General features: G+C 43.5%; 13 protein-coding genes. 11 read left to right on the top strand and 2 right to left on the bottom strand.

Annotation, left to right across the window (positions count from 1 at the left end; genetic code table 11):
- Nucleotides 1-50 precede the first annotated feature (50 nt).
- Together LCM29_RS08840 and LCM29_RS08835 are read left to right on the top strand one after the other, a co-directional pair.
- Nucleotides 51-1238, top strand: coding sequence for a hypothetical protein (locus LCM29_RS08840; RefSeq protein WP_224862132.1), 1188 nt, complete (start codon nt 51-53; stop codon nt 1236-1238).
- A 125-nt stretch (nt 1239-1363) separates the two neighbouring features.
- Nucleotides 1364-1702 (top strand): hypothetical protein, encoded by a 339-nt coding sequence (locus LCM29_RS08835; protein ID WP_224862130.1) that lies wholly within the window; start codon nt 1364-1366, stop codon nt 1700-1702.
- Nucleotides 1703-1716: 14 nt separating this feature from the next.
- Here LCM29_RS08835 and galE read toward each other — a convergent pair whose 3' ends face one another.
- Both galE and LCM29_RS08825 read right to left on the bottom strand, forming a co-directional pair.
- Entirely contained in the window at nt 1717-2733 is a 1017-nt protein-coding gene (galE, locus tag LCM29_RS08830; RefSeq protein WP_224862128.1) for a UDP-glucose 4-epimerase GalE, read from the bottom strand.
- 15 nt (nt 2734-2748) lie between these two features.
- On the bottom strand, nt 2749-3975 hold the full coding sequence (locus LCM29_RS08825; protein ID WP_224862126.1) for a hypothetical protein: 1227 nt from the start codon (nt 3973-3975) through the stop codon (nt 2749-2751).
- 195 nt (nt 3976-4170) lie between these two features.
- Here LCM29_RS08825 and LCM29_RS08820 point away from each other — a divergent pair, with 195 nt between their 5' ends.
- The 9 genes from LCM29_RS08820 (at nt 4171) to LCM29_RS08780 (ending at nt 13369) form a co-directional block, all read left to right on the top strand.
- Nucleotides 4171-4893 (top strand): YveK family protein, encoded by a 723-nt coding sequence (locus LCM29_RS08820; protein ID WP_224862124.1) that lies wholly within the window; start codon nt 4171-4173, stop codon nt 4891-4893.
- Entirely contained in the window at nt 4886-5602 is a 717-nt protein-coding gene (locus LCM29_RS08815) for a CpsD/CapB family tyrosine-protein kinase (RefSeq protein ID WP_224862122.1), read from the top strand. The genes LCM29_RS08820 and LCM29_RS08815 overlap by 8 nt, the downstream gene beginning before the upstream one ends.
- 15 nt (nt 5603-5617) lie before the next feature.
- Nucleotides 5618-6385, top strand: coding sequence for a tyrosine-protein phosphatase (locus LCM29_RS08810; protein ID WP_224862120.1), 768 nt, complete (start codon nt 5618-5620; stop codon nt 6383-6385).
- Nucleotides 6386-6597: 212 nt separating this feature from the next.
- The gene (gene galU / locus LCM29_RS08805; RefSeq protein WP_224862118.1) at nt 6598-7497 is read left to right on the top strand and encodes a UTP--glucose-1-phosphate uridylyltransferase GalU; all 900 of its coding nucleotides are present in this window, start codon (nt 6598-6600) and stop codon (nt 7495-7497) included.
- 15 nt (nt 7498-7512) lie between these two features.
- Nucleotides 7513-9405, top strand: a complete 1893-nt coding sequence (locus LCM29_RS08800) for a polysaccharide biosynthesis protein (RefSeq protein WP_224862116.1) — start codon at nt 7513-7515, stop codon at nt 9403-9405.
- A gap of 17 nt (nt 9406-9422) precedes the next feature.
- Entirely contained in the window at nt 9423-10055 is a 633-nt protein-coding gene (locus LCM29_RS08795) for a sugar transferase (protein WP_224862114.1), read from the top strand.
- A complete protein-coding gene (locus LCM29_RS08790; RefSeq protein WP_224862112.1) occupies nt 10052-10900 on the top strand; it encodes an NAD-dependent epimerase/dehydratase family protein in 849 nt (282 codons plus the stop codon). Before LCM29_RS08795 ends, LCM29_RS08790 begins: the two co-directional genes overlap by 4 nt.
- 49 nt (nt 10901-10949) lie before the next feature.
- Nucleotides 10950-12035, top strand: coding sequence for a glycosyltransferase family 4 protein (locus LCM29_RS08785; RefSeq protein ID WP_224862110.1), 1086 nt, complete (start codon nt 10950-10952; stop codon nt 12033-12035).
- Nucleotides 12032-13369: a nucleotide sugar dehydrogenase gene (locus LCM29_RS08780; protein ID WP_224862108.1), complete on the top strand. Its 1338-nt coding sequence runs from the start codon at nt 12032-12034 to the stop codon at nt 13367-13369. The genes LCM29_RS08785 and LCM29_RS08780 overlap by 4 nt, the downstream gene beginning before the upstream one ends.
- The last annotated feature ends 11 nt before the right edge of the window (nt 13370-13380 follow it).

Raw genomic sequence — 13380 nt, 5'->3', positions numbered from 1 at the left:
AAATGGGCAAGAAGTGAAAAAAGGTAGAGAGAACAGAAGGAGGGAATCGTATGGATTGGCAACAAGTCGAACCGATTTTGAATAAATGGGGTGGCAATGAACAGACGTGGCATCGACTATTTGACAAGTGGGAGAGTCACGCCTGGCACGACCATGAAACTCCGAGCGAGAAAACGAACGTCTTACTCGTCGACGCGAGTTTCGTCACAACAGAAGGGAAGCCTGACATGGGGGCACTCCATGACGTCCTCGCCAAGCATATCGCAGGTACGATCAGCGACTTGCATCTCGTCTCACTCTTCCCGTACATCGGACGTCAGACGGACACGGCCGTTGACCCGCGGATTCGATTGTATGAGGACTTAGGGGAGTTGAGCGACGACTTCCAACTGATGTATGAACTTGACCCGGTCGCCTACAATGCGGAGCAATTCGACCTGCTTGCCGAGACGGACGCACTCATCGAGCGTCTCGCTTATGGGGCGACGAAGGTCCGGGTCCATGCGCAATCGTTCCGTGGGATGACGCGTGAAGAGGTAAAGGACATACTTAGACTCTGGCACATCGTGTTACACCATTATAAGCCGAACGGTCAACTCATTCTCGCCGAGGACGCGCTTGACGAGGCTGGATCATATCTGGATGTCGTGGACGCTGTCTGTCACTTTGATCTTGCGAGTCATGTGACCCTCGCCCTCGCACAAGGGAAAGCGACACGATTAACGGAATGGGCACGGAAAATCGCGGCACCACCTGAAGGGAAGACATACTTCCACTTCTTGTCGAGCGCCGAGCGTGATCCGTTCGAGAAGAATCTATTGGATAACCATGAGGCGATGCTCCTCGCAGCACATAGCATTCTATTTTCGCTTCAAGGGATCCCGTCCGTCGACTATCGGACACTCTTCGGGGTGAGCGGTCCAACAGATGAGGAGGAGCTCGTTCAGTCGCTGAAGAAAGACGAGACAATACTCAATCGTTTTTCAAGAATCATGGGGCAGCTGAACGTGAAGCGGACAGAATCGGCATTGTCACCATACGCCGCACAACATATTCTAGACGTCAATCCACACGTGTTCGCTGTCGAGCGTGAGGTTGAAGGACGTACGGTGCGCCTCTATACGAACGTGAGTGAGAATGAGATTGAATTGGATGTTCAAGGGACGAACTTGTTCACGGGTGAACGAATCGGAAAAATCACATTATCTCCGTACGGATATGTATGGTTACAAGGATAGGTCTTTAGAATCATAATTGCATTTTCGTTCATAGGTGTATTGACTCATATGATGGATAGGTGGAAAATGGAAGAGTAGGAATTTTATATACATCACGAGTCAGTCATCAAAGGAGTGGATTTCCAATGGATTCATCTTTCTTTTTCATGATATTTCGGTTGACGATGCAATCATTTTCATACTGGATGATTGCGATTTTATGTTTAGCTTTAGGTGCATACCTCACCTTTTATCTGTTGGACCGAGAGCGTGCAAACGTTTATCGGACGTGGTGGCGAATTAGTTTTTATGCAGCTTTCCTCGGTTTCACCGCAGTTGGATATGTGTGGGATAAATTCATGATGGTCGATATATGGAAGTTCATTGCTGTTGCTTTGTTCATCATGGTCATCGACTTTGGATTGATGGCACGAAAAGAAAAGACCAATCAAAAAAATCAGCTGACGGAAGAACAATCGTTCTGACGCCAGCTGATTTTTTAGTTATATCCGTTCGGGTTGTTCGACTGCCAGTTCCAGGCATCGCGGCACATGTCACGAATGTCATGCTTTGCTTCAAACCCGAGCATCTGTTTCGACTTCGTCGGGTCCGCGAAACACGTGGCGATGTCACCAGGGCGGCGTTCCGTCACTCGATAAGGAACGGACTTTCCACTCTCTTGTTCAAACGCTCGGACGAGGTCGAGAACACTATAACCAGTTCCTGTGCCGAGGTTAAACGCCTCGACACCCGTTTGGTCCATCACATAGTCGAGTGCCTGCAAATGACCTTCGGCGAGGTCGACGACGTGGATATAGTCACGCACACCCGTTCCGTCCGGCGTGTCATAGTCGTCACCAAAGACGCTCAGTTCGTTCAACTTACCGATCGCAACTTGGGTGATATATGGCATTAGGTTGTTCGGAACGTCGAACGGGTCTTCCCCGATTTGACCAGACGAATGGGCCCCGATTGGGTTGAAGTAACGAAGGAGGGCGATGCTCCATTCTGAGTCGGCGACCGCTACGTCACGTAAGATCTCCTCGATCATCAGCTTCGAGCGACCGTATGGGTTCGTCGCACTGAGCGGGAACGACTCGTCGATTGGTGTGCGTTCCGGCATCCCGTACACGGTTGCCGATGAACTGAAAACGATGCGCTTCACATCGAACGCTTGCATGACTTCTAACAGGACAGTCGTGCCGACGACGTTGTTCTCGTAGTAGCGAAGTGGCTGTGACACTGATTCACCGACAGCTTTTAGGCCGGCAAAATGAATGACGGCATCGATTGTATGCGTCAAGAAAATCTGTTCGAGCAGCGCACGGTCGAGGATGTCACCGAGATAGAAAGTAGTCTCTCTTCCTGCCATCGCCTCGACCCGGTTCAGTGCCTCACGACTACTGTTTGAAAGATTGTCAAGAACAATCACGTCATGTCCAGCTTCAAGCAATTGCAGGACGGTATGGGTACCGATATAGCCGGCACCACCCGTCACGAGAATCGTTTGGGTCATACGTCAAAAACTCCTTTAATTGTCTAGTTTGGTCACACGTACACGTGTCGACTCATTTTCTTTCACAAAGAGGCGAAGCGAATAGTTTTGGCTCTCATAGACGACGCCGTCCTCAATCTCGTACGTCGGTTCTCCAAGTTTGAGGAACATTTCTTTCGTTTGAATCGTACTTGGCCAGTCAATCGCTTCGACCCGTCCGTTTTGGATGGTGAAGAAGATACCATTATAAATCAAATATTCGTTCAAGTCATCTGAGTCCAAGCCATACGGTTCCCCGACGACCTCGACGAGCTGATCTCTCGTCATCTCTAGGTAAGCTTCTGCTGGTTCGTATAAATATACTTGGTCAACACCGACCGTTAGCCACTTCAATAAATCGGGATCACTGATTGAGAGTCCTGACCATTCCGTGACCACTTCCTCGCGTGACACCCAACCTGTCAAATCATTGACACCAAGGTCGAGTAAGAGCGCATCGTCCCGTTCTTCTAAAACGTCATAGCGGTCCCCGATGTCGGCGACATACACGACGTCTTCGCTGTTCGGCTCACTGAGCAGTGGGGCATGTTTGACACCGATCCATACCTCTTCCAGTGCTTTCGTCTCGGCGACTGGTTCGGGTTCTGGTGCTACTGCTTCAGTCGCTTTGGTCGACGCAGGAGGCGGTTGTAAGAGATCCTTTACCGTCGGATAAGCGGCATAACTGCCTACGGATAAAAGAATGATAGCAATCAGGCCAAGCAACCAGTCATGACTTTTCTTTCGGCGAGGACGAGCCGGTTTGATTTCTCGATAAGACTTGAGACGTTCTGTCCGTGACGGAATGGCGGAATCTGGAACTGGAACATAACGCGGTTTGGTCGGTGTCGGATTAGCAGGTGTCTCGATTTCTGATTTCATCGTTTCCTGAGGAGAAGGCTGAGTGATCGGCTTAGGAACAATCGATTCCACAGTCTGTGGAATGACTCCCTCAGATTGAAGCTTCTCTCTCTTTTCTAACAAAGCGACGTAATAGGTCAAAAAGACTAACTCCGTTTTTCCTTCCTTCAACCAATTCGAAAAATCCGTAGCTGATTTTTCTTCGACGGAGAGGGAATCATTCGTCTCTCCGGTTAGTTCATGATAAGAGGCGGCAAGCGATTTGCCGTCTGCTAAATTTGTCTCAATACGTTGCTGGACGACGTCTCGAGTTTGTCGGTCGAGTGTGGCGTACAGCTGGAGTAGGCGCTCACTTACATGCACTAGGGGTCTCCTCCTTTGTTAAGTTCTTCCTTTCAAAGTTTAGCAGATTTACATGTCAAAAAACCCATTTTTTTAAAAACGGGTCATCAACCGATGAAAATTTTGCTATACTGTTCTGGTATTGTCATTTTAAATATTATCTGCGGGAATTTTCCAGCAGTGAATTTATTGGAACAAAGGAGAGAAGGACAGAATATGAACGAAGAAGCGATTTCCCTTGGAGAATTGTTCTCCATCTTGAAGCGGAGCAAGTGGCTCATCGCAAGTTTAACCATCCTCGCAGCACTCATTGCCTTTTTAGTGAGCTCATTTGTGATCAGCCCGACGTATGAGGCGTCGACGCAAGTGCTCGTCGCACCAAAAGAATCTCAGAACAATATGATTGACAGCAGTCAACTCCAATCGTCGGTCACACTCGTCAACACATATCGTGTCATCATTCAAAGTCCGGCAATCCTTGAACAAGTGCAACAAAATGTTGTTGGGGCGCCAAGCAATATTAGTGGCTTAATTTCAGTGAACAGCGAACAGAGCTCTCAGGTCATCAATATCGCGGTCCAACATACAAGCCCCGTCATCGCAACGGATATCGCCAATGAGATCAGCCGCGTCTTCTCGAAAGAAGTGCCTGAACTCATGAGTATCGATAACGTCAAAGTGTTGTCGGACGCGAACGTACCGATGTTTCCGGTTAAACCAAATATTCTACTTAATACTGCAATTGCAGCCGCTCTTGGGATGATGATTGGCGTCGCCATTGCGTTCCTTAAGGTTGTCCTCGATCGTCGCATCAAGACAGAACATGATGTCGAGTCGATTCTCGAGCTTCCTGTACTCGGGTCCATCCCGATCATCGATCGTGTCGAGATGCAACAACAACGTCAGGCGAAGGTGAAAGGGGAAGAGGTCCGTGTTTAAGTTTGGAAAGAAAAAGTCAAAGCATATTCAATATGATAAGACAGGTCGCGACTTGATCACGGTCCATAAACCGAAGTCACCGATTTCAGAGCAATATCGGACTATCCGGACGAATCTCGAGTTCACCGCGGTCGATGACGAGCTGCAGACGGTCGTTATCACATCCTCTTCGTCAGGCGAAGGGAAGTCAACGACAGCCTCGAACTTGGCCGTCGTTTACGCCCAACAAGGCAAGCGCGTCTTATTGATGGACTGTGATATGCGCCGTCCAACGGCGCACTTCACGTTTCGTCTCTCAAACGGGATTGGACTCTCGACGGTGTTAGCTAAGAAGACGACACTCGATAAAGCGATTCACTCCACACAAGTCGAAAACTTGGAGTTGATGGCAGCGGGACCAATCCCACCGAACCCGTCCGAGTTACTCTCGTCGAAAATGATGGACCGCACGCTTGAAGAGTTGAAAGAACATTATGACGTTATCATCTTGGACGCACCACCGATGATGCAAGTCGCAGACACGCGCCTCTTGGCACGTAAAGTGGACGGCGTCGTCCTCGTCGTTGGTTGTGACAAGTCAGAACGTCAGATGGTCGTCAAAGCGAAAGAACAATTGGTCCTTGCGGATGCCCATATCCTCGGAGTCGTCCTCAACAAACGCGAGCCACAAGGCAGCGATGATTACTACTATTACTACGCGTACGAATAAAAGGAGAATCACGCCATGATTGATATCCATTGTCATCTTCTTCCGGCCGTCGATGACGGTCCGGGAACGGTCGAACAAACAATCGAGATGGCGAGACGCGCTGTAGAAGAAGGGGTGACCGCAATCGTGGTCACCCCCCACGCGTTTCACCCTCAATTTGAAACGGAAGACTTGAACGTGCAGGAAGCCGCGGCAACGCTTAAAAACGTATTACATCAAGAAGGAATCACTCTCGACATTTACCCAGGTCAAGAGATTCGTGTGTTCGGCGATCTCGTTCAGGCGCTAGAAGACGGGGAGGCGCTCTCGCTCGCTGGGTCACGCTACGTCCTCGTCGAGTTTCCGAGTGACACAGTACCGGCATATGCCGAGCAGCTGTTCTTCCGACTACAGACGGAAGGGTACACGCCGGTCATCGCTCACCCCGAGCGGAATAAAGAACTCGCGACCAATCCGAAACGTTTGGTGGATTTCGTCTCATCAGGCGCATTGTCACAAGTGACGACGAGCAGCTTGACAGGAGAGTTCGGTCAAAACGTGAAGGAGATTGCATTCGTCTTCTTACGCAATGGTTTGAGCCAACTCGTCGCCTCAGATGCCCATAGTACGGGACGTCGTACGTTCTACTGGGAAGCAGCTGAGCAAGCGGTTGCGGAAGAACTAGGAGTGGAACGTTGGGAAACGTTAAAAGAAAATGCAGCGGCCATTGTGAAAGACGAATTTGTCTTCGTTGATCCACCGATTTTACCGACAAAAAACTGGCGAGGGAAATGGAAGAAGTAAACCCCCTATTTTTACATATTTCGTTGACAATTAATGACTTTTGTGATTTTTGTCGACACTTGTCGAACGGAAATAGGTTTTAATTCCCTTACCTTGGTTTTTTCATTAGGTCAAAAGTGTTAACCTTAGAATATATTTTAGTAAGGATGTTAAAAGCATCCTTTTTTCTATAATTATCTAAATCATACAGATCCATTCATGGGAGGGGCATCATGGTACATAAACAAGTGAAAAAGGCAGTCATCCCGGCAGCGGGTCTTGGTACACGTTTCTTACCGGCGACAAAGGCGATGCCAAAAGAGATGTTACCTATCGTCGATAAGCCGACCATCCAATACATTATTGAAGAAGCAGTCGCTTCGGGGATTGAAGATATTTTAATCGTCACGGGCAAAGGGAAGCGGGCGATTGAGGATCATTTTGATTCTGTTCCAGAACTCGAGCAAACACTCATAGAAAAAGGAAAATCAGAATTTTTAGCACTCGTAGAAGAGACGACGAATATCAATATCCATTTCATTCGTCAATCGAAGCCGATGGGACTCGGTCATGCCGTGCTTCAGGCGAAAGCGTTTGTTGGGGAAGAGCCGTTCGTGGTCATGCTTGGAGACGATATCGTCCAAGCTAATGTACCTTGTACACGTCAGCTGATTGAACAATACGAAAAAACCGAGAGTTCAATCATTGGCGTTCAACCGGTATCAAGTGATGTGACACATCGTTATGGTATTGTGGATCCGCAAGAATCATTACAGAGCGGTTTACATAAAGTCGCCTCGTTTGTGGAGAAACCAGCTTCGGGAACGGAACCATCAAATTTGGCGATTCTCGGACGTTATCTATTCACGCCTCAAATCTTTAATTATTTAGAGACGCAAGAAGCAGGCACAGGTGGCGAGATTCAGCTAACGGATGCCATCACTCGGTTGAATGAGATGCAACGTGTATTCGCTTATGAATTTGAGGGCAAACGGTATGACGTCGGTGAAAAACTAGGATTCATTCAGACGACACTTGAATTTGCTTTAAACCGTTCAGACTTGCGTGAAGACGTACTGAAAATGATGATCCAATTGCTTGAAGAACAAAAAACAGTAGAAAGTACTATATAAAAGGAGGGATACCAGTTGTCGATACCCGATTTAGGTCGAAAATCGTTACGTACAGGTGTACTCGTTAGTTTAGATATCATTGCTATTCTATCAGCGATGTTTGTCTCTTACTTTTTCTTATATCCTTTAGAATTCATTCAAAATATCGATCGTAATCATTTTATTGAGACGGCTATTTCATATAGTGCCATCTTTATCATCATGGCAGGCATCAGTCGTTTGTATCGAGTGGCTTGGCGTTTCGCCAGTATGACGGAGGCAGTTCGTCTAGCGATGACGCTTGCTTCAAGCACACTCTTTTTGTACATCTTCCAATTCGCCGTATATGGTGAGGCGATGGAGCGTATGCTGTTCTTAAGCTTTTGCCTTTCATTACTCATGTTAGGTGGGATTCGTCTCGGTTCACGTATTTATGTGACATGGAAACAAGATCAGATGTCTATTTTACGTGGACGCAGGATGAAGCGAAGAAAAGATGAAAAGCGAACGCTCATCATCGGAGCTGGACAAGCTGGTCGGATGCTTGTGCGTCAGATGAAGCATTCCAATAATCATCGGATGAATCCCATTGGATTTATAGATGACAATAAGCATCTTCAAACATTAACAGTAAATGACGTGAAAGTACTTGGGACGCTCGAACAATTGGAAGAAGTTGTCGAGCGTGAAGCCATCGATAAAATTGTGTTCGCAATCCCATCGATGAATTATCAAGAACGAGTAGCACTGATTCAACGTGCGAAAAAAGTCTGCATGAATGTGCACACGCTTCCGATGATTGAAGAAGTGGCCGCCGGTAAAATCTCGGTCAATCAAATGCGCGAAGTATCTATTGAAGACCTCCTCGGTCGTGAACCGGTCGAATTAGATATTACAGGTATTCAAGCAGAGGTTGAAGGAAAGACGATTTTGGTGACAGGTGCTGGCGGATCGATTGGATCTGAAATCTGTCGTCAAATTTTAAAGTTTAACCCAGACCGCTTGTTATTGCTTGGTCACGGGGAGAATAGCATTTATCTCATTGAACGTGAACTACGCGAAGCGAAGATTCAAGCTGAATTGATTCCGATTATTGCGGATATTCAAGACGCGGACCGATTACGAGAAGTATTTATGACCTATACACCACATCTTGTTTTCCACGCAGCAGCACATAAACATGTTCCTTTAATGGAAGCAAACCCGCATGAAGCGGTGAAAAACAATATCTATGGAACGAAGAATGTGGCGGAGATGGCCGATGAATATGGTGCCTCGCGCTTTGTGATGATTTCTACGGATAAAGCTGTCAACCCGACAAACGTGATGGGTTCGACGAAACGGATTGCCGAAATGGTCGTCCAGTACCTAGCGAAATCCAGTGAAACGAAGTATGCGATTGTCCGTTTCGGTAACGTACTAGGGAGCCGTGGGTCGGTCATCCCGTTATTCAAGTCACAGATTGCTAAAGGTGGTCCCGTTACGGTGACACATCCAGACATGACACGTTATTTCATGACCATCCCAGAGGCAAGTCGACTCGTTATTCAAGCGGGAACACTCGCCAATGGTGGGGAAGTGTTCGTCTTGGATATGGGAGAACCAGTGAAAATTGTCGACTTGGCACGTAATATGATTCAACTGAGTGGCTTCACGGAAGAACAGATTGCGATTCAATTCAGTGGTATTCGTCCTGGAGAGAAGATGTATGAGGAATTGTTAAAAGAAGGCGAAGTTCATCCAGAAGCAGTCTATCCGAAAATCTTTACAGGAATTGTTACCGAAGAGCTAGATTTAGAGGGCAAACTTGAAAATATGAATCAATTGATGACGGACGAGGCGCTTAGTCTATACCTTGTGAACTGGGCGAATGATTGTCTCGACCGATATGAGCAAGAAAAAACAGCTAACTATAAAGAAACGGTTTAACTTATGGAGAGTGAACAATGACATATATCGAGCAGAAACGAAAAATTGATTTCATTCTGGCATTGACTGGTTTGATTGTCTTATCGCCTTTATTTATCGGAATTATGATTGCAATCAAACTCGAATCAAAAGGACCAGTCTTCTTTAAGCAAAAACGTGTTGGGATTCATCAATCGCACTTCAACATTTTAAAGTTTCGTACAATGAGAATTGATACACCGAAAGATACACCAACGCATCTCTTGGCTGATCCTGATCAATATATCACGAAAATCGGTAAGTTTTTACGCAAAACGAGTCTCGACGAATTGCCACAAATTATTAATATTCTAAAAGGTGAGATGGCAATCATTGGACCACGTCCAGCATTATGGAATCAATATGATTTGATTGATGAACGAGAAAAATATCAAGCGAACGATGTATTACCAGGATTGACAGGTTGGGCGCAAATCAATGGGCGAGATGAACTACCAATTGAATATAAAGCTCAACTCGACGGAGAGTACATTAATAAAATGACGTTTTGGATGGATGTTCGATGCTTTATCGGAACAATCTTTAGTGTGCTGAAAAGTCACGGAGTGGTTGAAGGTGGAACAGGAACGATGAGTAAAGAAATTGCTTCGACAAAGGAAGAAGAAAAATGAAGAGTGTCTTGCTTGTTGGTGCAAATAGTTTTATTGGGAGATCATTTAAGCGCTGGATAGGAGATAACTCTGTTCCAGATATTAAACTTGAATCTTTGAGTTTGCGTGATAACTCTTGGAAGAGTTTAGATTTGAGTAAATATGATTCGGTAATTCATTTGGCGGCGATTGTACACTCTCCCAAAGCGGAGCCATCTTTATATTATGAAGTTAATCGAGATTTAACGACTGCATTTGCAACAAAAGCCAAACAGGATGGAGTAAAACACTTCATTTTTGTTAGTACGTTAAGTGTTTATGGTAATCGCAATAGTGATGTTATAAATAAAAAAACGGTTCCTAAACCGAATAATCACTATGGGATATCAAAATTGGAAGCTGAGAATAATATTCTTAAGCTTCAAGATGAAAACTTTATCGTATCAATTATAAGACCTCCTTTAGTATATGGCCCTCATAGTCCAGGTAACTTTTCAAAAATAATGGAGATTTCGAGATTTTCATTTATTGTGCCTTTTGTTTCAAATAAAAGAAGTATGATTTTTATCGATAACCTTTCAAACTTTTTGTTTATTCTTTTAAAGAATAAGTCTAGAGGAATATTTATACCCCAAAACTCGGAATATGTTTGTACCTCTGAAATTTTATTAAATTCTAGAAAAATAGCGGGTAAAAAAACAATCATATTACCGATTGTGTTACCTCGAAAAGTAAAAAAAAGAATCAACATTATTGATAAAATCTTTGGAGATTTATTAGTTGATCAACAAATGTCATCAGTTAATGAAAATTACAATAAAGTTACTTTTAAAGAATCGATTAAATTGTCAATTACTCAAAAATAAAGTAACTATTAAAAAATTATAACTGATAGACAAAGCGAGGAAGAATACGGTGAAAAAGATACTATTACTATCGAACCATCATGCATATACATACAACTTTAGAAAAGAGGTCATTCAATCACTTCTTGATGATGGTTATAACGTAACCGTAGTTGCACCTTATGGAGACAAAATTGAGTTACTAAAAGATATGGGATGTGACTATGTAGACCTGCCATTAGATAGAAGGGGAATGAACCTCAAAAAAGATATTCAATTGATGTATAGATATTATAAAATCGTCCGTCGACTGAAACCTAACATTGTCTTATCATATACAATCAAACCAAATATTTATGGGGGCATTGTATCTCGACTTACTAATACCCCATTTATCCCTAATGTTACGGGTTTAGGGTCAGCTGCAAATTCGAATAAAGTGATCAGTAAATTGATACTCTTTTTATATAAAATAGCCTTTCAGAAATCAGCTCATGTATTTTTTCAAAATGAACAAAATAGAGATTTCTTTTTAGGTAACGGATTTAACATTAAGTATGATGTACTGCCTGGATCTGGTGTTAATTTAACTGAATATAGGTTAACTCCATATCCTATCGAATCAAATACATATGAAATTTTATACGTTGGAAGAGTGATGAAAGAAAAAGGAGTTAATGAACTCTTTGATGCGGCAAAAATTTTGTATAACAAAGGAATCCCGGTCCATTTCAAGTTAGCAGGGTTTCTTGATGGGGAAATTGATGCTTCTAATCTAGCCAAGTATACGAATATTAAGTTGCTCGGACCAAGAGATGATGTTCCAACTTTGATTGAAAAGGCCCATGCAGTTATTTTACCGTCTTATCATGAAGGAATGTCGAATGCTTTGTTAGAAGCTGCTGCTTCAGGAAGGCCATTACTAGCGTCAAATATCGCAGGATGTAAAGAAATAGTTGATGATGGAAAGAATGGCTTTCTGTTTGAGGCGAAATCAGCAAAAAGTATCGTTGAAAAAATCGAAAAGTTCCTTTCTACCTCATATCCTGAAAAGGTAAAAATGGGATATGAATCTAGAACGAAAGTAGAAGAAGAGTTTGATCGAAGTATTATCGTTAATTCATATCTCAATAAAATCACGGAGGTTGTAAAATGAATACCCAAGTATTAAATGAAAACTTATATCAAGAAATTGTGACAAGACAGGCTAACATTTCTCTTATCGGATTAGGATATGTAGGGATGCCAATTGCAGTAGCATTTGCAAAGAAAATCAACGTAATTGGTTTCGATATTAGTAGTGAAAAAGTAGAGTTGTATAAGAGTGGAATTGATCCGACCAAAGAAGTTGGTAATGATGCAATCAAGCAAACTACCGTTGAATTCACTTCTAATGAAGAAGATTTACAAAAAGCAAAGTTTCACATTGTCGCAGTGCCTACTCCGGTTAATGCAGATCACACTCCTGATCTTCGTCCTATTCAAGGGGCTAGTCGAACACTTGGAAAAAATTTGACTAAAGGATCAATTGTAGTTTATGAATCAACTGTTTACCCGGGCGTTACTGAAGATATTTGCGTACCTATTCTTGAAGAAGAATCAGGATTAAAATGTGGTGTTGATTTTAAGGTAGGTTACTCACCTGAACGAATCAATCCAGGTGATACAGTTCACCGTTTAGAAACAATCATTAAAGTAGTATCAGGTATGGATGAAGAATCATTAGATATTATTGCGAAAGTCTATGAATTAGTTGTAGACGCAGGCGTATATAAAGCAGAATCGATTAAAGTTGCTGAAGCGGCAAAAGTAATTGAAAACTCTCAACGTGACATCAATATCGCATTTATGAATGAATTATCGATTATTTTTAATAAGATGGATATTGATACAAAAGCAGTTCTAAAGGCAGCGGGTACGAAGTGGAATTTCTTAAACTTCTCTCCTGGTCTCGTAGGTGGACATTGTATCGGTGTAGATCCGTATTATCTCACTTACAAAGCTGAGCAATTGGGATATCGTTCTCAAATCATTTTATCTGGTCGTCGTATTAACGATGACATGGGTAAGTACGTTGTTGAGAATCTAATTAAAAACTTGATTAAAGCTAATGTACCTGTTGCAGAAGCAAAAGTTGCAATTTTAGGATTTACATTCAAAGAAGATTGCCCAGATACACGAAATACACGTGTTATCGACATTGTAGAAGAATTAAAAGAGTATGGGATTACTCCTGTGATTGCAGATCCAGTAGCAGATGCTGAAGAAGCCCATCATGAATATGGCATCATTTTCGATTCAATGGAAGATGTGAAAGATATGGATGCAGTCATTTTAGCAGTGGCGCATAAAGAATTTATGGACTTATCACATGAAGAAATTTCGAATTGGTTCAATTCGATGAATGAAAAGAAAGTTCTTCTCGATATTAAAGGCGTTCTAAATCGAAAAGATTATGAAACTGGTCAATACAAATACTGGAGACTGTAAGGGGATTATTT

The organism is Exiguobacterium aestuarii, assembly GCF_020171655.1.
Classification (GTDB): Bacteria; Bacillota; Bacilli; order Exiguobacteriales; family Exiguobacteriaceae; genus Exiguobacterium; species Exiguobacterium aestuarii_A.
The sequence above is the reverse complement of the archived record's forward strand: the minus strand, read 5'-3'. Positions and strand labels throughout refer to the sequence as shown.

Excerpts from the sequence above, each read along its gene's own strand:
- LCM29_RS08840 (WP_224862132.1), top strand. The coding sequence starts at position 51 with ATGGATTGGCAACAAGTCGAACCGATTTTGAATAAATGGGGTGGCAAT.
- LCM29_RS08835 (WP_224862130.1), top strand. The coding sequence starts at position 1,364 with ATGGATTCATCTTTCTTTTTCATGATATTTCGGTTGACGATGCAATCA.
- galE (WP_224862128.1), bottom strand. The coding sequence starts at position 2,733 with ATGACCCAAACGATTCTCGTGACGGGTGGTGCCGGCTATATCGGTACC.
- LCM29_RS08820 (WP_224862124.1), top strand. The coding sequence starts at position 4,171 with ATGAACGAAGAAGCGATTTCCCTTGGAGAATTGTTCTCCATCTTGAAG.
- LCM29_RS08810 (WP_224862120.1), top strand. The coding sequence starts at position 5,618 with ATGATTGATATCCATTGTCATCTTCTTCCGGCCGTCGATGACGGTCCG.
- galU (WP_224862118.1), top strand. The coding sequence starts at position 6,598 with ATGGTACATAAACAAGTGAAAAAGGCAGTCATCCCGGCAGCGGGTCTT.
- LCM29_RS08795 (WP_224862114.1), top strand. The coding sequence starts at position 9,423 with ATGACATATATCGAGCAGAAACGAAAAATTGATTTCATTCTGGCATTG.
- LCM29_RS08790 (WP_224862112.1), top strand. The coding sequence starts at position 10,052 with ATGAAGAGTGTCTTGCTTGTTGGTGCAAATAGTTTTATTGGGAGATCA.
- LCM29_RS08780 (WP_224862108.1), top strand. The coding sequence starts at position 12,032 with ATGAATACCCAAGTATTAAATGAAAACTTATATCAAGAAATTGTGACA.